This window comes from Massilia aurea (assembly GCF_040790145.1).
GTDB classification, from domain to species: domain Bacteria; phylum Pseudomonadota; class Gammaproteobacteria; order Burkholderiales; family Burkholderiaceae_D; genus Telluria; species Telluria aurea_C.
Genome location: NZ_JBFMMP010000012.1, coordinates 145,513 through 164,647, shown reverse-complemented (window position 1 = coordinate 164,647; position 19,135 = coordinate 145,513). Strand labels below are relative to the sequence as shown.

Genomic DNA, 19,135 nt, shown 5'->3' with positions numbered 1-19,135 from the left:
AACCGAGGTTAACCCTCGTAAACCAATGCCTGCAACCCCTACTTCCTAAGTCAAGCAAATTATTCCGGACAGCAGTGAGCCTCCGCTGGAACGACGTGCTGGTTGCGACTCACTTCGCCGGCAGCGCCAGCTGCACTACCTGTACCACCTGCAGCATCTCGGTGATCGTGTCGGCATTCGACGGGTGGCCCAGAAAGTAGCCCTGCACCATATCGCAGCCATACTCTTCCAGCAGAAGGAGCTGCTCGCCGGTCTCGACCCCTTCGGCCACCACCACCATCTTCAGCCCATGCGCCATCGCGATGATCGCGCGCGTGATGGCCGCGTTTTCCGAATCCTGCGGCAGTCCCGAGATGAAGCTGCGGTCGATCTTCAATGCCCGCACGTCGAAGCGCTTGAGGTAATTCATCGACGAGTACCCGGTGCCGAAGTCGTCGATCGACAGGTGCACGCCGATGCTGCGCAGGCGCTCGAGCGTGACCATCGTGGCGCGCGCGTCGTCCATCAGCGTGCCTTCGGTGAGTTCCAGTTCGAGCAGGCGCGGCTCGAGCCCCGTATCGAGCAGCGCCGAGAGCACCATCTGCGACAGGTTCTCGTCCTTGAACTGCTTGGCCGACAGATTCACGGCAATGCGCAGCGTGCGATGTGTCAGGCGTTGCCAGGCGCGCGCCTGGCGGCAGGCGGTGCGCAGCACCCATTCGCCGATCGGCACGATCAGGCCCGTCTCTTCGGCCAGCGGAATGAATTCGGTCGGCGAAATCAGGCCGCGTTCGGGATGGCGCCAGCGCACCAGCGCTTCGACGCCGACGATTTCGGCGCTGGCCACGTCGCGCTGCGGCTGGTACACCAGATACAGCTCGTCGTTCTGCAGCGCGCGGCGCAGGCCCACCTCGAGCTTCACGTGGCTCATGATCTGCATCGTCAGCGACGAGCTGTATAGCTTGGCGTTGTTCTTGCCGCAGTTCTTGGCGTGGTACATCGCGGTGTCGGCAAACTTGAGGAGCGAGCCGCAATCGTCGCCGTCTTCCGGGAACAGCGAGATGCCGATGCTGGCCGTGACGAAGATCTCGTTGCCCTCGATGATGAACGAGCGCCGCATCGCCTCTTTTACCCGGTGCGCGACATTGAGCGCGTGCTCGACGCGTTCAAGGTCGGGGATCAGGATCGTGAATTCGTCGCCGCCCAGGCGCGCCAGGTTGCTGGCGCTGTCCACGGTGGCTTCGCCGCTGTCACCACGCGAGACCAGGTCGCTCGGGCGCGTGGTGTCGCGCAGGCGCTCGGACACCATCTTGAGCAATTGGTCGCCGGCGTTGTGGCCGAGCGTGTCGTTGATGCGCTTGAACGCGTCGAGGTCCATGAACAGCACCGCGAACTTCTTGTTGCCCATCTTCGAGCGCTGCAGCTCGCGTTCGAGCGTTTCCAGAAGCGCCTGGCGGTTCGGGATGCCGGTCAGGCCGTCGCAGTAGGCCAGGCGCCGGATTTGTTCTTCGGCGCGTTTGCGCTCGCTGATGTCGCGCACCAGGCCCAGAACCTCGGACGGGCTGGTGGCCACCAGGCGCGCCTCGAAATGCTGCACCACGCCGCACTCGACCAGCGCATATTCCACCGAGCGCACCTGGTGGGTGGCCAGCACCGTTTTCATCTGGTCGAGCATGCGCCCCGCGATCTCTGCCGGCAGCGTGTCGGCCACGTGCTTGCCGATGAAGCGGGTGCCGTCGCCATCGGGTGTGGTCGCGCGTGCTGGGCGGGTCGGGCAGCCATGGCCGGCGCGTTCCTGGCCCGCACGCGCGTGTCCAGGCTCGTAATCGAGATAGAAACCGTCGGCGTTCAGGCGAAAGAAGGTGTCGGGAATCGCTTCGAGTACGGCGCGGTTCTGGGCGTCGGCGATGCGCAGGCGGGCGATGGCGTCGCTGGCGCGCAGCACGTACAGCACGCGGTGCCCGAGGATCGGCCAGTTGATCGGCTTGGACACGAAATCGGTCGCGCCCACCTCGTAGGCGTGGGTGACGGCGTCGATGTCGTCGCTGCCGGTGACCATGATGATGGGCACGCATGCGCCGTCGCTTTCGGCGGCGCGGATCGCGCTGCAGGCATCGAAACCGTCCATGCGCGGCATGTCGACGTCCATCAAAATCAGGTCCGGCCGGCGCGTGCTCGCCTGGTACAGTGCATCGACGCCGTCGCCGGCCTCGATCGCGTCCAGGCCAACCTGCGCCAGCATCTCGAGCATCAACAGGCGCATCACGGGATCGTCGTCGGCGACCAGGACCGTCACGCGCTGGGTAGGAGCGGAGGGCATGTCAGGATTCCTTTTCAAGCGATGCGTGAAGCGATTGTCTTACTGAGCGGAACTCGCGTTCCAGGTCGGACAGCAGCGGGCCGCCGCTGTCCACATTGCCGTTGCGTCCCAATTGTTCGAGTTCGCGGCACAGGCTCGAGAGGTGCGCGGCGCCGACATTGGCGCTGGCCGATTTCAGGCCGTGGGCCACGCGCCGCACGCTCTCGGCGTCGCCTTCGCCCAGCGCCTGGCGCAGCGCGTGCAACTGACGCGGCGTGTCGCCGACATAGGCGGCGATCACCTTGTGCACGAGCGCATCGCCGTCGTCGCGGCTCAGGGCGCGGATATTGTCCAGCGCCGCGCGGTTGATGTGGGCGGAGCCCGGGCCCGCGCGTGGGGAAGTTGGCGGCGCTGGCAGCGGCATCGCTGGCGCGACCTCGACCGCCGGCTCGTCGCCATGCTCGCGCTCGGACAGCAGCGGCAGCGAGATCCAGCGCCCGATGACCGCGGCCAGCTGCTGCTGGGTGAACGGCTTGGACAGGTAGTCGTCCATGCCCGCCGCCAGGCAGGCCTCACGGTCTCCCTGCAGCGCGTTGGCGGTGATGGCAATCACGGGCAGCGCGCGCGGGCGGCCCATCTCGCGCTCGTGGCGCCGGATCTCGCCGGTGGCGGCAAAGCCGTCCATCACCGGCATCTGGCAATCCATCAGCACCGCATCCCAACTGCCTTCGTGCACGGCGCGCAGCGCTTCCTGGCCATTTTTCGCGCAGCCGGTCTCCAGCCCCAGGCTTTCGAGCATCGCGCGCGCCACTTCGACGTTGACCGGGTTGTCCTCGGCCAGCAGCACGCGCCGCGCGCGCTTGTCCGAACCCGGTTTGGCGCGCCCCGGCTGGACACCTGCCGTACCTGCCTGCGCGGCCGGCCGCAGCAGCCGCGCTGCGCGCACCGCGAGGCACGCATACAAATCGGCCGCGCGCGCCGGCTTGACCAGCTGATAGGCCACGCCCGCTTTGCGCCGCTGCACCGGATCGGCGGCCAGTCGCTCGGGGCTGAGCAGCACCAGGTGCGTGTCGCGCGCCAGCGGTTCGGCGCGCACGGCGGCGGCCAGCGCCAGGCCGCTGGTCTGCAGCAGTTCCATGTCCAGCACCGCTGCATCGTAGGGCTGCCCGGCGCGCGCCGCGTTGATCAGCCGTTCGAATGCGAGCGCGCCATCAACGCCGTCGCAGATCGCGTGCCACGCCGTCATCTGCTGCACCAGATCGTTGCGGCTGGCTTCCTGCTCGTCGACGACCAGCACGCGCAAGCCACCCAGCGTATTGAGGTGGTGGCCCGGCGCATCCGGGTCGACCCGGTGCTTGTCGAAGCTGACCGTGAACCAGAAGACCGAGCCGCGCTGCGGTGCGTTGTCCACGCCAATGGCGCCGTTCATCAATTCAACCAGCTGCTTCGAGATCGCCAGCCCCAGGCCGGTGCCGCCGTACTTGCGCGTGGTGGAGTCGTCCGCCTGTGAGAACGCGTTGAACAGCCGCGCGCGCGCTTCGCGCGAGATGCCGATGCCGGTGTCGTGCACCTCGAAGCGCAGCACGACCTTCTGCGCCTCTTCGCCGGCCACGCGCACGCGCGCCAGGATACGCCCGTGATCGGTGAACTTGAGCGCGTTGCCCAGCAGGTTGGCCAGGATCTGGCGCAGCCGGTTCGGGTCGCCGCAGATCGCCACCGGGATGTCGTTGGCGATGTCGAACTCGCAGCCCAGGCCCTTGGCGGCGGCCTGCGGCGTGTACACGTTGTGGATGTCATCCAGCAGGTCCCACAGGTTGAAGTTGATGTACTCGATGGTGAGCTTGCCGGCTTCGATCTTCGAGAAATCGAGGATGTCGTTGATGATCACCAACAGGTGTTCGCCCGAGCGCTTCACCAGTTGCGTGTAGTTGCGCTGGGTGTCGGTGAGCGGTGTGGCCAGCAGCATGTCGGTCATGCCCAGCACGCCGTTCATGGGGGTGCGGATCTCGTGGCTCATCGTGGCCAGAAAGCCGCTCTTGGCGCGGCTGGCCGCTTCGGCCGCGTTCTTGGCTTTCTCGAGCTGCCCGGTGCGCACGCCCACCTGGCGTTCGAGCTCGTCGCGGTGGTGCAGCAGGGCCGCGCCGCGCTCTTCGATCTGGGCCAGCATGCTGTTGAAGCTGTCGATCAGCACACCCAGTTCATCGGTGCGCGCATGCGGCACGCGCAGGCCGTAATTCTGGCTGGCCGAGACCTTTTGCGCGGCCTGGATCAACTTGGTGATCGGCTCGGCGATGCTGTGTTTCAGACGCCCGGCCAGCACGAGCGAGACGAGCATCGAGGCGCCCATCGCCAGCCCGATCACGCCCAGGCTGGCGGCGATATCGAGCCACATCGGCAGCAGGTCGGCTTCGATCATCACCGCGCCCACCACCAGGTCGCCGTGGTGCACTTCCTGCACCACGCGCATATGGCGCGCCAGCAGTGCGCGCCCGTCGCGATTGACCGCATCGAGCGTGGCGGCATCGAGGTCATCGAGCGGCGCGAGAACGGCATCCTGGCGCGCCGCGGTGCGGTAGGCGGCGATGGGCTGGCCGAAGCGGTTGTACAGGGCCGCTGCCGAGATGCTGCGCTGCGCTTCGAGCGCCGACAAGGTGGCGCCGGCCTGCTTGCGGTCGACCAGCATCAGGTCGCCGGCGCAGGCCGCGCCGATCACGCGCGCAAACGCCGCCAGTTGCACGGCTTCGTCTTCGCGGTGATTGTGGATGGAGGTGACGGCAAACGCGGCGAACACGAACAGCAATGCCGTCGCCGTCGAGAGCAGCGAGATGATGGTCAGCTTGCGGTTCAGGCTCGAGCGCTCGAAGTTCGGCATCGCAATTCCCGCGGTGGGCACAGCGGAAAGGACCGGCACGACGCGGATCCTCCGCGCGGGCAAGAGCCCGCAGGAAAAAAATATACGGGGTAGGGGAGCGCACGGCTTTGCGTCAACGCAAATATGGCAGGCGTATCAATTGCGTGTTGCAATTGCGCCCAGAATGAAAAAAGGGACGCCGCAGCGTCCCTTGTTGCTATTACAGCAGGCGCAAGCTCAACAACACGAAGCCCGACTTCCCCCGTAGCGCGCCTCCTGGCGCTCACGGAAGAATTCCTCGTACGTCATCGCCGGCTCATCCGGATGCGTACGCTCCATATGCGCCAGGTAGGTGTCGTACTCGGGCAGGCCGACCATCAGGCGCAGACTCTGCCCGAGGTAACTGCCGGCCTGCTTCAGGGTGCCGAACATCAGACCACCTGCGGCGCCGGCATGGCGACGTACGGCGACTCTTTCGCGGTCGCGCCATTCGCCTTGCGCGCATCCATCACCGTGCGCAGGCCGTAGAACAGCACGGCGAGCACGACGAAGATGAAGAAGCCGGCCAGGCTGGCGTTGACGTAGTCGTTGAAGATGATCCGCTCCATGTCGAGGATCGACTTGGCCGGCGCCAGGATCGTGCCGGCGTCGTGGGCCGCCTGGTACTTGTTGGCGTGCGCCACGAAACCGATGCGCGGGTCGTCATGGAAGATCTTCTGGTAGCCGGCGGTCAGCGTGCACGCCAGCAGCCACAGGGTCGGCACGGCGGTGACCCATGCGTACTGGCCGCGCTTCATCTTGAACAGCACGCAGGTGCCGAGCATCAGGGCAATACCGGCCAGCATCTGGTTGGCGATGCCGAACAGCGGCCACAGGGTGTTGATGCCGCCCAGCGGATCGACCACGCCCTGGTACAAGAAATAACCCCAGGCCGCCACGCACAGGCCCGTGGCCAGCAGGTTGGCCGGTAGCGAATCGGTACGCTTGAGCGACGGTGCGAACGCGCCCAGCAGATCTTGCAGCATGAAGCGGCCGGCACGGGTGCCTGCATCGACGGCGGTCAGGATGAACAGCGCCTCGAACAGAATGGCGAAGTGGTACCAGAAAGCCATCATGGTCTGCCCGCCGACCACGTTCGACAGGATGTGGGCCATGCCCACCGCCAGCGTCGGTGCACCGCCAGCGCGCGAGATGATCGTGTGCTCGCCAACGTCGCGGGCCATCTGCTCCAGCGCTTCCGGCGTGATCACGAAGCCCATCTGCGAGACGGCAGCGGCCGCCGATTGCGCCGTGGTGCCCAGCAGGGCAGCCGGGCTGTTCATGGCGAAATACACGCCCGGGTCGATGGTCGACGCGGCGATCAGCGCCATGATGGCGACAAAACTTTCCATCAGCATGCCGCCGTAGCCGATGAAGCGCGCCTGCGTTTCATTCTCGAGCATTTTCGGCGTGGTGCCCGAGGCGATCAGGGCGTGGAAGCCAGAGACCGCGCCGCAGGCGATGGTGATGAACAGGAACGGGAAGATGCCGCCCGACCAGACCGGGCCGGAGCCATCGACGAATTTGGTCACGGCCGGCATGCGCAGGTCCGGTGCGACGACGATGATGCCGATCGCCAGGGCCAGGATGGTGCCGATCTTGAGGAACGTCGACAGGTAGTCGCGCGGCGCCAGCAGCAGCCACACCGGGATCACGGCGGCGACAAAGCCGTAGCCGATCAGCATCCAGGTCAGTTCGGTGCCGGTGAAGGTGAACATCGGACCCCAGACTGGCGAATCGTGCACCCACTGGCCGCCGACGATGGCCAGCATCAGCAGCACGAAACCAATGGCCGAAATTTCGCCGATGCGACCCACCCGGATAAAGCGCGAGTAGATGCCCATGAACAGCGCGATCGGGATCGTGGCCATCACGGTGAAGGTGCCCCACGGCGAGCCTGTGAGGGCCTTCACGACGATCAGCGCCAGCACCGCCAGGATGATGACCATGATCATGAAGGTGCCGAGCAGCGCGATCATGCCGGGGATCTCGCCCATTTCGGATTTGATCAGGTCACCCAGCGAGCGCCCGTCGCGGCGCGTGGACATGAACAGCACGATGAAATCCTGCACCGCGCCGGCAAATACCACGCCCGCCAGGATCCACATCATGCCGGGCAGGTAGCCCATCTGCGCGGCAAGCACGGGGCCCACCAGCGGGCCAGCGCCGGCAATCGCCGCGAAATGGTGACCGAACAGGACGTTCTTGTTGGTCGGGACGTAGTCGAGCCCGTCGTTGAATTTGTGCGCCGGTGTCTGGCGCGTGGCATCGAGCCCGAGCACCTTGTTGGCGATGAACTTCGAGTAAAAGCGGTACGCGATCAGGTACACGCAGCCGGCGGCCGCGACGATCCAGATGGCGTTGATGGTTTCACCGCGCTTGAGCGCGATGTAGCCGAGCGAAAACGCGCCCAGGATGGACAAGGCGATCCATCCGAGCATGCTCGTCATTTTCTTCATGGGTGACTCCTCCGATATGGATTGATGCTTCGTACGCCAGTACATGCCGGCGCAATTTTTTACAGCACGCGCTTGAGTATCTTGCACAATTGTCAGGACTGCAAGCGTAACAATTACCTAGGCGCTACGTACGACTACGTAGCAGAGGGAGCGCCAACGGACGTAGAATGCATGGCTTCCTCCCACGACAAGGTAGTCGGCCCATGCGGCTCAAGCAAAAAGTCATCATGCTGGCGGTCGCGCCCCTGGTCGTGGCCCTGTGCGCGATCACGCTCTACGTGCGCCAGCAGGCAGTCACGCTGGCGCAGCAGCAGCGCGACACGATCGGCAGCGCCTACCTGGCCAGCAAAGAGGCCGAGCTGCGCCACTATGTCGAACTGGCCACGCGCTCGATCGCGCACCTGACCCAAACGGGCCGCAGCGATCCGGCCACGCAGGCCGAGGCGATCCGCATCCTGTCGTCACTGAGCTACGGCGACGACGGCTACTTTTTCGTGTACGACACGCGCGGCAAGAACCTGATGCATCCACGCCAGCCGGAACTGGTCGGCACCGACATGTGGAACTGGCGCGACTCGACCGGCGCGCTGACCATCCAGCGCCTGATCGGGCTGGCCACCGGCGGCGGGGGCTTTTTGCGCTACACCTGGGCCAAACCGTCGAGCAACGCCGCCGCGCCCAAGCTGGGCTATGTGGTCCCGGTCGCGCACTGGGGCTGGGTGATGGGCACCGGCATCTACCTCGACGACGTCGAGGCCGCGCTGGCGCTGGTCGAGGCCCAGCAGTCGCGCAACAGCGACCAGACGCTCTTGTGGATGGCGGTGCTGGCCACGCTGGCCGCGGTGGGCGTGGCCGGCGGCGGTCTGGCGCTGAACATCAGCGAAGGGCGCCTGGCCGACGCCAAGCTGCGCGCGCTGGCCCAGCGCGTGGTGGAGTCGCAGGAAGAAGAACGGGCGCGCCTGTCGCGCGACCTGCACGACGGGATCAGCCAGGCGCTGGTGTCGGTGAAACTGCAGCTCGAAGCCGGCATCATCCGGCTCGATGGCGACGCCACCCGGCGCGAAAAGGCGCGCGCGGGCCTCGAGCGCACGGTCGAGCAAGTCAACACGGTGCTGGGCGAAGTGCGGCGCATCTCGCACGACCTGCGCCCGACGCTGCTCGACGACATGGGCCTGGCCCCGGCGCTGGAATACCTGGCGCGCGAATTCGGCGAAGACGCCGGCACGCCGGTACGCTTTCGCGTCGCCGGCGCTGTCGACGCGCTGCCCGACATGGTCGGCACGGTGCTGTTTCGCATCGCGCAAGAGGCGCTGACCAACGTCGAACGCCACGCCCAGGCGCGCACCATCGAGCTCTCGCTCGAGCGCGTGGCCAAGCGGGTCAGCTTGTGCATCGCCGACGACGGCGTGGGCTTCGACACCGACGACGTGGCCGTGCACCCCAAGCGCGGCATCGGCTTGAGGAATATGATGGAGCGGATGGAAGCGATCGGCGGACGCCTGTCGATCAGCTCGACGTCCAGCGGCACCAGCGTGGTGGCCAGCATCGATTTGAAGGAGTAGGGCAGTGAACGGTGAGATGAAAGAAGTGAAGATTTTGCTGGTGGACGACCACCCGCTGGTGCGCGACGGCCTGCGCGCGCGGCTCGAGTCGTCGCCGCACCTGAACGTGGTGGCCGAAGCCGGTTCGAGCGTTGAAGCCCTTGAACGCGCCGGTGAATTCCACCCCGACCTGGTGCTGATGGACGTGAACATGCGCGGCGGGAGCGGCATCGAAGCCACCTTCCAGCTCACCGCGCGTTTCCCCGGCATCGCTGTATTGATGTTGTCAATGCACGACAAACCCGAATACGTGAGCCAGGCGATGGGCGCCGGCGCCCGTGGTTACGTGCTCAAGGACGCGCCGGGCAAAGACATTGTTCTGGCCATCGAAACCGTCATGGGCGGCGGCATCTATTACAGCGCCGCGCTGGCGCGCCAGCTCGCCAATCCGGCCGTGCCGAGCGACCAGCTCACCGCGCGCGAGCACGAAGTACTGGGGCATATCGCCGCCGGCCAGTCGAACAAGCAGATCGCCCGCGACCTCGACCTGTCGGTGCGCACGGTCGAAACGCACCGCCTGAACATCAAGCGCAAGCTGGGCATCGAAGGCCAGGCCGAGCTGATCCGGTTCGCGGTGCAGCGCGCCGGCAGCAACTGACGGTCGCAAGTTGCTGTCCACTGGGAAACATCGATTTGCTTTATAGTATCCGGTGCAATAAGATTGCCTGAATACTACTTAGCTTAGAAACTTTCCATGGCAGAGCAGGAAACTTGTCCGCTGGTTGCAATCGAACCGGTTGCCAATGCGCAAAATGAATGGGTAGCGCTCAGGCTCTGTCTCGCGCCAGGCCCAGACTTGCCGCAGCGCCTGCAAGCGGTGTTCGGCACGCCCGACCTGTTGACCGCGTTCACGCCGCTCGACTGCCTGCTGACGCTGGACAGTCCGGCCGCCCTGACCCCGCCGGTGCTGGCGCTGCTGCCGGCCAGTCGCGTCGGCCTGATGATCGACGCGAACGCGCTGGCGGTCGATGGCGTGGCGCGCAAGCTGGCCGAATTGCACGCCTGCGGCTACCGCATCTGGCTCGATGGCGACATCCCCGATGGCGCCACCCCCCCGCCCGCGCTGCGCTCGGTCGCGCGCGACTGCCGCGTGGCGCCATTGCCGCCAGGCCGCCTGGTGGCCCTGTTCGCGCCGCACATCGCCCATGGCGTCGACAGTGCGCGCTGCTTCTTCGGTTGCGAGAATGCGGGCTTCGACTGGTTCATCGGCGACTACGCATACGATCCGGATGTCGCGCCATCGCCGGACGACGACGGCACTTCGCGCCGCCGCATCCTCACGCTGCTGGGTTTGCTGGCGCGCGACGCCGATTCGCGCGAGCTCGAAGCGCAGATCAAGCAGGATCCGGCGCTGGCGTACCAGTTGCTCAAGCTGGTCAACTCGGCCGCGTTCACCGTCAGCACGCAAGTGACCAGCTTCAGCCAGGCGATCACGGTGCTCGGCCGGCGCCAGCTGCAGCGCTGGCTGCAACTGCTGCTGTACGCGCGCCAGACGCCGGACGGCTTGCCGAACCTGCTGCTGCCGCTGGCCGCGCGCCGCGCCGCGCAGCTCGAAGCGCTCGCGCGCCTGCAGGGTGACGACCGCGATGCGCAAGACCTGGCCTTCATGGCCGGCGTGTTTTCGCTGCTCGACCGGCTGCTGCACATGCCGATGGCCGACATCGCGGCCGACCTGTACCTGCCCGACGACGTCGCCGCCGCGCTCGTCCACCGCAGCGGCCAGCTGGGCGCCTGGCTGCACTTGATCGACGCCAGTCCCACCGAAGCGGCGCTGTCCGGCGCCGGCGTGAGCCTCGAGCACTGGTGGCGCAGCCAGCTGCACGCCTACCACTGGGCGATCCAGGTAGGCCGCAATGTCTGACGTGCGCGAACTGGTCCCGACCGACTTTGTCACCGGCACGAGCGCCGTGTGCGACGCCATCCTGCGCCTGCGCGGCGACGCCCTGGTCCAGGAGCTGGGTCGGCTGGCGCGTGGACTGACCGCCAGCCGCCACGGGCGCTTCGTCCCCGGCCCGGGCCTCGTCGATCCTGGCCTGCCAGGCGCGCGCGTGCAGCGCCATGCGGTGGCCGTGGGCATCGAACAATTCGGCTGGTACGAAGTGAGCGGCGGCGAACAAGCCGACGCCAGCGCGCACACGCTGGCCGCGCTCGCGCACCTGACGGCGAGCCTGATGCAGATGCATTCGCTGGCGCAGCGCTCGACCCACGCCTATGCGCAGATGGAAGCGCAACTGGCGCACCAGTCGCAGATCCTCGACCAGATCCACGAATCGGTGCTGACGATGGACCAGATGGGCTACATCACCAGCTGGAACCGCGGCGCCGAACAGCTCTTCGGCTACACGTCGCTCGAAGCGGTGGGCCGCAACATCCTGTTCTTGTACGCCGACGAAGACCTGGGCGACGAGGCCGGCGCCGTGCTGCCCGACCAGTTCGCCGAGCACGGCGGGCGCATGATGGAAGTCAAGCGCCGCAAGAAGTCGGGCGAAGTATTCTGGGCCAGCCTGTCGCTGTCGCCCCTGCGCGACCTGGCCGAACGCCCGAGCGGCTTGATCGCCTACCTGACCGACATCACCGAGCGCAAACAGGCCGAGGAACAGCTGCACCACCTGGCCTATTACGACGAGCTGACCGGCCTGCCGAACCGCACGCTGTTCGCGCGCCTGGTCGACCAGGCCCTGATGGTCGCGCAGCGCAACGAGACGGCCGGCTGCATCCTGTTCATCGACCTGAATCGCTTCAAGCGCATCAACGACACGCTGGGCCGGCGCATCGGCGACGAGCTGCTGCAGCAGGTGGGCCAGCGCTTCAAGGCCACGCTGCGCGACGAAGACCTGGTGGCGCGCCTGTCGGGCGACGAATACGCGGTGGGCCTCGCCGACGTGCGCCAGCATTTCGAGGCCACCACGGTGGCGCAAAAGTTGCAGGCCGCGCTCGACGCGCCCTTCATGATTGGCGGGCATGACCTGCGCGTGGGCGCCAGCATCGGCATCAGCGTCTATCCGCAAGACGGCAACGACGCCGAGACGCTGCTGGCGCTGGCCGACATCGCGATGGAGCGCGCCAAGGGCGACGACGCCAACCCGGACCGCAGCGTCGCGTTCTACAGCCAGGACATGAACAAGGGCATGCAGGAGCGCATGCGCATCGAATCCGGCCTGCGCCACGCGCTGGGCAACGGTGAGCTGACGCTGTACTACCAGCCGAAGTTCGAGATCGCAAGCGGGCGACTGGTTGGCGCGGAGGCGCTGGTGCGCTGGATGCATCCGGTGCGGGGCATCGTGCCACCAAGCGAATTCATTCCGCTGGCCGAGACCACGGGCCTGATCGTGCAGGTCGGCGAGTGGGTGCTGGAAGAGGCGTGCGCGCAGGCGTCGATCTGGCAGCGCTCGGGCATTGCGCCTTTCCGGGTCGCAGTGAACGTGTCGGCGCGCGAGTTCACGCCATCGCTGCCCGAGCGGGTGGCCGACACGCTGCGACGCTACGGGCTCGACCCGTCGTGGCTGGAGCTGGAGATCACCGAGAGCACCCTGATGCATGACGTGGACCGGGTGACGGCGATCATGGACCGGATCACGGCGCTGGGGGTGTCGCTGTCGCTCGACGATTTCGGGACGGGGTTTTCGAGCTTGTCGTATCTGAAGCGGTTCCCGATTCATACGCTCAAGATCGACCGGTCGTTCACGATGGGAATTCCTTCCGATGCCAGCGACTGCGCGATTGCGGGGACGATCGTCAGCATGGCGCGGCAGTTGTGTTTGCGGGTGATTGCGGAAGGGGTGGAGACGCTGGATCAGCTCGCGTTTTTGCGCGAGGCCGGGTGCGATGAGGTGCAGGGGTATTTGTATGCGGCGCCGTTGCCGGCGTATGAGTTCGAGAAGGCGTTGAGGGAGAATTGGTTGTTGGTGGGGTGAGGGTGGGCGCGCATGCGTTGAGCGCCCGTGGCGCGCAACCTCCGCACGTCGTTCCAGCGGAGGCTGGAACCCAAGTACGCTCGCATTGCCCGGCCGTCAGAACTCGCCCTGCTGCCGATGATTTATGTATAATGCCGCTACATCAGGAAGCGTGGCCGAGTGGTTGAAGGCAGCAGTCTTGAAAACTGCCGACGGTGTGAGCCGTTCGTGAGTTCGAATCTCACCGCTTCCGCCAAGCATACTGAAGAATAGCCCCACGAGTTGGGGCTTTTTTTCGTCTCCTCAAGCAATGGAAGATTGCAGGGAATTAACTCTGATCTGTGTGTATCGTGATCGCTGAGAAGTATCAAGCGATCGTCAGCCTGGGTATGGCGAACACACGCTTGCAGGAGTACTTCGACCTGTGGTTCCTTGCGACTTATGCTGAGATCGGCGAGGCGTTTCTCCCTCAGGCAATCCACGCCACGTTCGCCCGCCGAAAAACTGACGTTGCGAAGGCTGCGTCCCTTGGACTTTCTGATGCGTTCGCAGCGACGCCAATCAGGCAGCAACAGTGGCAAGCCTCCCTCTCGACAAGCAAGCGCATGGCCCCGCACCCTCTCACCTGACCCCGGCTTTTGCCCCGGGCTTTTTGCTAAGACGCCATAGCATCTTCACGAGCTGCCCAATAGCGCGGGGTTAGTGTCCATGTCGATCACGCACCTCTTTCGACGCACCCAATGTGTGAAAGACAACTGTAAATATTACTAGACGTAAAGCAATGTTTGTATTGAGTATCTTTCGCGAACTAGGCGGATAATCCGTTCCCTTCGCGACATCGATCGCGCCCAAATGCTCACACAACATGAAAAACTTCAGCATCAAGTACTTGATAGCGGGCGTCATAGGCTTGCTCATCCTGTCCATCATCACCGTTGGTGCCCTCGGTTACCGCGCCACCCAACGCTCGGTCGATCTTCTGGAAAACCTTGCGCTCAACACCGCCAACCAGCAGATCGGCATGTCTGACCTGAAAATGCGCATGGAAACCAACCGCAGCCATATCCTGCAGGCCTTGCAGCATAATCCTGAGAACAAGCATGCGGCGCTGCATAATCACCCGCTGTCGTTCCACACCGAGTTCATTGCCAAGAACAGCGAAGAGCTGCGCAAGGAGCATCAGACCTTGCAGGCGAGCCTGCGGTTTGCCGAAACGCGCGAACGTTTCGATGCGTGGATGGATGCCAGCGACAACCTGGCCGTCGATCTGGTCGGCAACGCCATGCGCGCCATCGAGGCGGGCCGGTGGGATGAGGCCAATGAGATGCTCGGCAAGCAAATTAATCCGACTTACAACAAGTCGACGGCGGCGTTCAATGCAATGCAGACCCTGATGAGTGAGCGTAACGTCCGCCAGGGCAAAGAACTGCACCAGGAGCTCGCCATGCTCAACGCGGTCGTGATCGCCGCCATCGTGGTGGCAATCCTGCTCAGCATCGGTGCTGGCCTGTACCTGGTCCGCGCGATCAACAGACCGCTGATGCAGGCGGTGGCCGTCGCACGGCGTGTTGCCGATGGCGACCTCAGTGTCCAGGCGCCGGTCGAATCGACCAATGAATTCGGGCAGCTTCTCGTTGCACTGCGCGATATGACGTCAAGCCTGGCGGGGATCGTGAAAGACGTTCGCAACGGCAGTGAAGTGATCGCAGCGGCATCGACCCAGATCGCTGCCGGCAATATGGATCTGTCGTCGCGCACCGAACAACAGGCCAGCGCGATCGAGGAAACAGCAGCATCCGTCGAGGAACTGACTAGCACGGTGCGCCAGAACGCGGACAATGCGCGTCAAGCAAACGAACTGGCAGCGTCCGCTACCCAGATTGCTACCCGTGGTGGGACAGTGGTGACCGAAGTCGTCGGCACGATGGGCGAAATCAACGCATCGGCCCGCAAGATCGTCGACATTATCGGCGTCATCGACGGCATTGCGTTCCAGACGAATATCCTGGCGCTCAATGCCGCGGTTGAGGCGGCGCGCGCCGGTGAGCAGGGCAGGGGCTTTGCCGTCGTTGCGACCGAGGTGCGTAATCTGGCGCAGCGCTCGGCCGGTGCGGCCAAGGAAATCAAGGAGCTGATCGGCGACTCGGTCAGCAAAGTGGACGCTGGCACGCGTCTTGTCGATCAGGCCGGCGCGACCATGGAAGAGATCGTACAAAGTGTGCGCCGTGTGGCGGGCATCATGGGCGAGATCAGTGTCGCCAGCGCGGAGCAGAGCTCGGGCATTGAGCAGATTCACCAGGCGATCAGCCAGATGGATCAGGCGACGCAGCAAAATGCCGCGCTGGTCGAAGAGGCCGCGAGCGCAGCAGCATCGCTGCAGGACAGCGCTGCGGGCCTGGCCGACCGCGTCAGCGTGTTCAAGATTGCCCCCGCCGTCGTGTCAGCGCCGGCACGGACCGCCACATCGCGTGGCGCAAAGGCCATTGCTTACCAAGCGCAGCTGGCCTGATCCCGATCGACAATCGCCAAGGGCGTTTCAAGGTTGCCCGCCAGGCATGGCGGGCAGCTTCCGCGCCGCATCGATCTCACGACCCCAGCCATCCTTGCCCATCACCGCTTTCCCATTCCCGGCAAAGTCCATGATCTGATCCGCCGCTCGCGCATACGCCGACCACATCGGCAACCCGGCCCCATTCGGATCCCCGCGCCTGGCGAAATTCACCAGATAAGCACTCATCGCCTTGCCCACAGCCAGATCGCGGGCAGTCGCCTGCGCCCCATACTTGACCGCCACCGTGTCAAAGAAAAACGGAATATCCGTCGCGTGATCGGCCCCAGCGCCCGGCTTTTCATTCGCCTGCGCCACATACGAGAATCGGTACGCATACACCGGCACCCCGTGATCGGCCAGCGTTCCCGCCAGGCTGCGCGCACCGGCCACCATGAACCCGGTCTTGCCACCGATGTCTGCGCTGGTTGCCCCGATCATCACGGGCACCCTGTGCATGCGCCCGGCAGCAAACGCGGCGCCTGAATCGATCGCCAGCTTGCCGTCGACAAACGGTCCGTGATACGTCGGCGTGCCGCTTTGCCTGAAGTTCGCCAGGTTCAAGCCATCGACGACTTTGTCCGCTGGCAGCGCCCGCAGCTTTTCCAGCGCTTGCGGATCGTCCGCCGCGATACCTTTGCCGGCCGCAAAATTCACGCCGATCTGTTCGACCGCCGCCAGCGGGGTTGGCGCCGTGCCGCCATCGCCGCCCGACATCACGACGGCCTTGGCGAACAAGCCGGCGCTCATGGGCGAGGTCAATAGCGCATTGACCGACATCCCGCCCGCCGACTCGCCAGCGATAGTGACATTCGACGGATCGCCGCCAAATGCCGCCACATTGCGCTTGACCCATTCCAGCGCGGCGATCTGGTCCATGAAGCCGTAGTTGCCGACCGGCCCTGTGCCGCCGGCCTCGCGCGTGAGCTGTGGGTGGGCGAAGAAGCCAAAGCGCCCGATGCGGTAATTGAAGCTGACGACGAGCGCGCCCTGTTTCGCCAGTTCGGCGCCGGAATATGTTGGTGGCGACGCGCCGCCGTTGACGAAGCCGCCGCCATAGATCCACACGATCACAGGCAGTTTGCCCTTGGCGTCGGCCGGTTTCCAGAGGTTCAGGTACAGGCAGTCTTCGCCCGGCGTCGTGCCCAGTGGCGCGGCGTCGCTGGGGAACGGCAGTTGCATGCAATCGGCAGCGTAGGCGCTGGCCTGACGCACGCCGGTCCATGGCTTGGCCGGTGCCGGTGCGCGCCAGCGCAGGTCGCCGAGCGGCGGTGCGGCGAACGGGATGCCTTTCCAGCTTGTCACGCCGGCGTCCGTCCTGCCTTCCACCTTGCCACTGTCGATCGCCACCACGGGTGCGCCAGCCGCGACAGCGCCAGGCGCAACAATGGCAAGGGATGCCGCGAGCAAAGGTAGAAATGGGAGATGGGACATCGATGCACCTTTCAATCTGATGGTTGGACGGCAATTGCATCTATGATAATCGAGCTTGTCTATCGAGCCCGCTCGTTGCACTGGTAACGGATAGGGCTTGCCGGATTTATCGTTTTCTTCGTGTTGTCAACCTGTCAGAGTGGTCAGGTCCCGCAATCTCCGTTAAAGTGTTGCATTCTGTCCAAAATAGCTAACTGGAAATAGTATTTCCGTAGCGCATCGGATGCGATCGAAAATTACTGTCGGTTTCGGCGTTATCATGATTGGCTATTACCCGTTTGCTAATACCGCTCATGCAAGGCTTACTCTGTAGATTTCGGCTGTCCACCCTGATGACGCTGGCGGTTTGCGCCACGGTCGCGCTGACGGTCGCTCTGCTGCTGGCGGTGGTGAACCATTTCGCTGTGCGTCAGGCCAATGCCGAAGCGCAGTTGCGGCTCCAACAGCTGTCGTGGCAGATGCGCGATTCGCTCAACCGCGTGGTCGAGCAGGCCACGGGAGACGCCCGCCTGCTCGCTGCCTTGCCGCAAGTGCGCCAGGCCCGCAGCCCTGCCGCCGCGCGGGTCGCGCTGGAAAGCCTGCAGCAAACCTTTCCGGATTACGCCTGGATCGGCCTGGCCGATATCGGTGGCAAGGTAACCGCCTCGACCAAGGGGCAGCTCGAAGGCGCCGATGTCAGCGCACGGCCATGGTTCAAGGCCGGGCAGGTCGGCGTGCGCGCCACGGATTATCATCCTGCCCTGCTGCTCGAAAAGCTCATGCCTCACGGTACCGATCCATGGCGCTTCGTCGATGTCTCCACGCCCGTGTTCAGCCAGGATGGCGAAATGTTTGCCGTGCTTGGCCTGCACCTGAGCTGGGATTGGGCGCGGCGCCAGGCGCGCAAGCTCCTGACGCCGGCGCTGCGCGAATATGGCGCCGAGATTCTGGTCGTGCGCGCCGATGGTACGGTCATGCTCGGCCCGCCAGAACTGGTCGAGAAAAAGATTGCGACGGAGAGCCTGCGCCGCGCCACGCTGGGCGACACCGGCGCCCTGCGCGAAGCATGGCCCGATGGCCGCACCTATCTCACCGGCTATAGCCAGACGGGGCAGGTCGGCAACGAGGCCTCGCTGCGCTGGACGGTGCTGGTGCGCCAGGTCGAAGACAAGGCATTGCAGAGCGCCAAGCTGCTGCAGCACCGGATGCTGATGTGGAGTGCCTTGCTCGGTGTGGTGCTGGCGGTGGTCGCCGCCCTGCTGGCGCAGCGTCTGGCGCGGCCGATGGCGCAATTGGGCGAAGCCATCGAGCGCGTCACGGAAGCAACAGCCAGTGGCCGGGAGTTGCCGCCGATCCCGCACATCCAGGGATTCTACGAAGCGAATATGTTGTCGCGCACGATGCGCAACCTGGTCACGAGCGAGGCAGACTACCGCCGCGCTTTGCAGCAGATGAACGAAGAACTGGAATCGAAGGTCGCGCAGCGCACGGCCGAGCTGCATGCGCTGCTGCTGCGCGATGTGCTCACGGGCTTGCCGAATCGGCGCGCGCTGCTCGAAACCTTGCCCGAAGCAATGGGGCGCGCGAGCCGGGGCGGACGCCCGGCAGCGCTGCTGTTCATCGACATGGACGGCTTCAAGGCGGTCAACGACAACCACGGCCATGAAGAGGGCGACGAGCTGCTGCGCCAGTTCGGCGCGCGCCTGGCCGGGGCGATCCGCATGACCGATATGGTGGCGCGCCTGGCGGGCGACGAATTTGTCGTCGTGCTGGAAATGCTGGCCGCGCCGAGCGATGCCGAAGATACTGCCTGGAAGCTCCTCGAACGCCTGCGTGAACCGTATGTGCTCAATACAACCGAGGCAACCGTGGGCGCCAGTATTGGCGTTGCGGTCTTCGCGCCGGGCGACAAGCCCGATCTCGATGCCTGGCTGGCGCGCGCCGACCATGCCATGTACGCCGCCAAGCGCGGCGGCAAGAATGCGGTGGCACTGGCCGCCGTGCCATTGTGAGGTTCATACTGGCCTTCACACTTCACGTTTTCCGGCGCCAT

The 19,135-nt window shown here is 65.0% G+C and carries 12 protein-coding genes and 1 tRNA gene; 8 read left to right on the top strand and 5 right to left on the bottom strand.

The features are described 5' to 3' along the window. Nucleotides 1-109: 109 nt before the first annotated feature. The 4 genes from AB2N08_RS16835 to AB2N08_RS16820 form a co-directional block, all read right to left on the bottom strand. The gene (locus AB2N08_RS16835) at nucleotides 110-2,299 is read right to left on the bottom strand and encodes a putative bifunctional diguanylate cyclase/phosphodiesterase (RefSeq protein ID WP_367611988.1); all 2,190 of its coding nucleotides are present in this window, start codon (nucleotides 2,297-2,299) and stop codon (nucleotides 110-112) included. A 1-nt stretch (nucleotide 2,300) separates the two neighbouring features. After that, complete coding sequence (locus AB2N08_RS16830; protein ID WP_367611986.1) at nucleotides 2,301-5,150, bottom strand: response regulator; 2,850 nt, start codon at nucleotides 5,148-5,150, stop codon at nucleotides 2,301-2,303. A 216-nt stretch (nucleotides 5,151-5,366) separates the two neighbouring features. After that, a complete protein-coding gene (locus AB2N08_RS16825) occupies nucleotides 5,367-5,561 on the bottom strand; it encodes a YbdD/YjiX family protein (RefSeq protein WP_183550582.1) in 195 nt (64 codons plus the stop codon). Further along, nucleotides 5,561-7,627, bottom strand: a complete 2,067-nt coding sequence (locus tag AB2N08_RS16820) for a carbon starvation CstA family protein (RefSeq protein WP_367611984.1) — start codon at nucleotides 7,625-7,627, stop codon at nucleotides 5,561-5,563. The genes AB2N08_RS16825 and AB2N08_RS16820 overlap by 1 nt, the downstream gene beginning before the upstream one ends. 203 nt (nucleotides 7,628-7,830) lie before the next feature. Here AB2N08_RS16820 and AB2N08_RS16815 point away from each other — a divergent pair, with 203 nt between their 5' ends. The 7 genes from AB2N08_RS16815 to AB2N08_RS16785 all read left to right on the top strand — a co-directional run bounded on the left by AB2N08_RS16815 (nucleotide 7,831) and on the right by AB2N08_RS16785 (nucleotide 15,630). Beyond that, nucleotides 7,831-9,189, top strand: coding sequence for a cache domain-containing protein (locus AB2N08_RS16815; RefSeq protein WP_367611982.1), 1,359 nt, complete (start codon nucleotides 7,831-7,833; stop codon nucleotides 9,187-9,189). A 16-nt stretch (nucleotides 9,190-9,205) separates the two neighbouring features. Further along, complete coding sequence (locus AB2N08_RS16810) at nucleotides 9,206-9,826, top strand: response regulator (protein WP_367612004.1); 621 nt, start codon at nucleotides 9,206-9,208, stop codon at nucleotides 9,824-9,826. Between the two features lie 96 nt (nucleotides 9,827-9,922). Next, nucleotides 9,923-11,089: an EAL and HDOD domain-containing protein gene (locus AB2N08_RS16805; protein WP_367611980.1), complete on the top strand. Its 1,167-nt coding sequence runs from the start codon at nucleotides 9,923-9,925 to the stop codon at nucleotides 11,087-11,089. Next, nucleotides 11,082-13,142: a putative bifunctional diguanylate cyclase/phosphodiesterase gene (locus AB2N08_RS16800; protein ID WP_367611978.1), complete on the top strand. Its 2,061-nt coding sequence runs from the start codon at nucleotides 11,082-11,084 to the stop codon at nucleotides 13,140-13,142. The genes AB2N08_RS16805 and AB2N08_RS16800 overlap by 8 nt, the downstream gene beginning before the upstream one ends. 145 nt (nucleotides 13,143-13,287) lie before the next feature. Next, nucleotides 13,288-13,377 (top strand) — tRNA-Ser (locus AB2N08_RS16795). A gap of 85 nt (nucleotides 13,378-13,462) precedes the next feature. Then, complete coding sequence (locus tag AB2N08_RS16790; protein ID WP_367611976.1) at nucleotides 13,463-13,750, top strand: nucleotidyl transferase AbiEii/AbiGii toxin family protein; 288 nt, start codon at nucleotides 13,463-13,465, stop codon at nucleotides 13,748-13,750. 236 nt (nucleotides 13,751-13,986) lie between these two features. Next, nucleotides 13,987-15,630 carry a methyl-accepting chemotaxis protein gene (locus AB2N08_RS16785; protein ID WP_367611974.1) on the top strand — a complete coding sequence of 548 codons (1,644 nt, stop codon included), beginning with the start codon at nucleotides 13,987-13,989 and terminating at the stop codon, nucleotides 15,628-15,630. A gap of 27 nt (nucleotides 15,631-15,657) precedes the next feature. Here AB2N08_RS16785 and AB2N08_RS16780 read toward each other — a convergent pair whose 3' ends face one another. Further along, nucleotides 15,658-17,103, bottom strand: a complete 1,446-nt coding sequence (locus tag AB2N08_RS16780; RefSeq protein WP_367611972.1) for a carboxylesterase/lipase family protein — start codon at nucleotides 17,101-17,103, stop codon at nucleotides 15,658-15,660. Nucleotides 17,104-17,435: 332 nt separating this feature from the next. Between AB2N08_RS16780 and AB2N08_RS16775 the strand changes: the two genes are divergently transcribed. Next, nucleotides 17,436-19,094: a diguanylate cyclase domain-containing protein gene (locus AB2N08_RS16775; RefSeq protein WP_367611970.1), complete on the top strand. Its 1,659-nt coding sequence runs from the start codon at nucleotides 17,436-17,438 to the stop codon at nucleotides 19,092-19,094. The last annotated feature ends 41 nt before the right edge of the window (nucleotides 19,095-19,135 follow it).

Bases quoted from the DNA above. Each gene is read 5' to 3' on its own strand.
- AB2N08_RS16810 (WP_367612004.1), top strand. From the start codon at position 9,206: ATGAAAGAAGTGAAGATTTTGCTGGTGGACGACCACCCGCTGGTGCGC.
- AB2N08_RS16800 (WP_367611978.1), top strand. From the start codon at position 11,082: ATGTCTGACGTGCGCGAACTGGTCCCGACCGACTTTGTCACCGGCACG.
- AB2N08_RS16835 (WP_367611988.1), bottom strand. From the start codon at position 2,299: ATGCCCTCCGCTCCTACCCAGCGCGTGACGGTCCTGGTCGCCGACGAC.
- AB2N08_RS16820 (WP_367611984.1), bottom strand. From the start codon at position 7,627: ATGAAGAAAATGACGAGCATGCTCGGATGGATCGCCTTGTCCATCCTG.
- AB2N08_RS16775 (WP_367611970.1), top strand. From the start codon at position 17,436: ATGACGCTGGCGGTTTGCGCCACGGTCGCGCTGACGGTCGCTCTGCTG.
- AB2N08_RS16805 (WP_367611980.1), top strand. From the start codon at position 9,923: ATGGCAGAGCAGGAAACTTGTCCGCTGGTTGCAATCGAACCGGTTGCC.
- AB2N08_RS16780 (WP_367611972.1), bottom strand. From the start codon at position 17,103: ATGTCCCATCTCCCATTTCTACCTTTGCTCGCGGCATCCCTTGCCATT.
- AB2N08_RS16830 (WP_367611986.1), bottom strand. From the start codon at position 5,150: ATGCCGAACTTCGAGCGCTCGAGCCTGAACCGCAAGCTGACCATCATC.
- AB2N08_RS16815 (WP_367611982.1), top strand. From the start codon at position 7,831: ATGCGGCTCAAGCAAAAAGTCATCATGCTGGCGGTCGCGCCCCTGGTC.
- AB2N08_RS16785 (WP_367611974.1), top strand. From the start codon at position 13,987: ATGAAAAACTTCAGCATCAAGTACTTGATAGCGGGCGTCATAGGCTTG.
- AB2N08_RS16825 (WP_183550582.1), bottom strand. From the start codon at position 5,561: ATGTTCGGCACCCTGAAGCAGGCCGGCAGTTACCTCGGGCAGAGTCTG.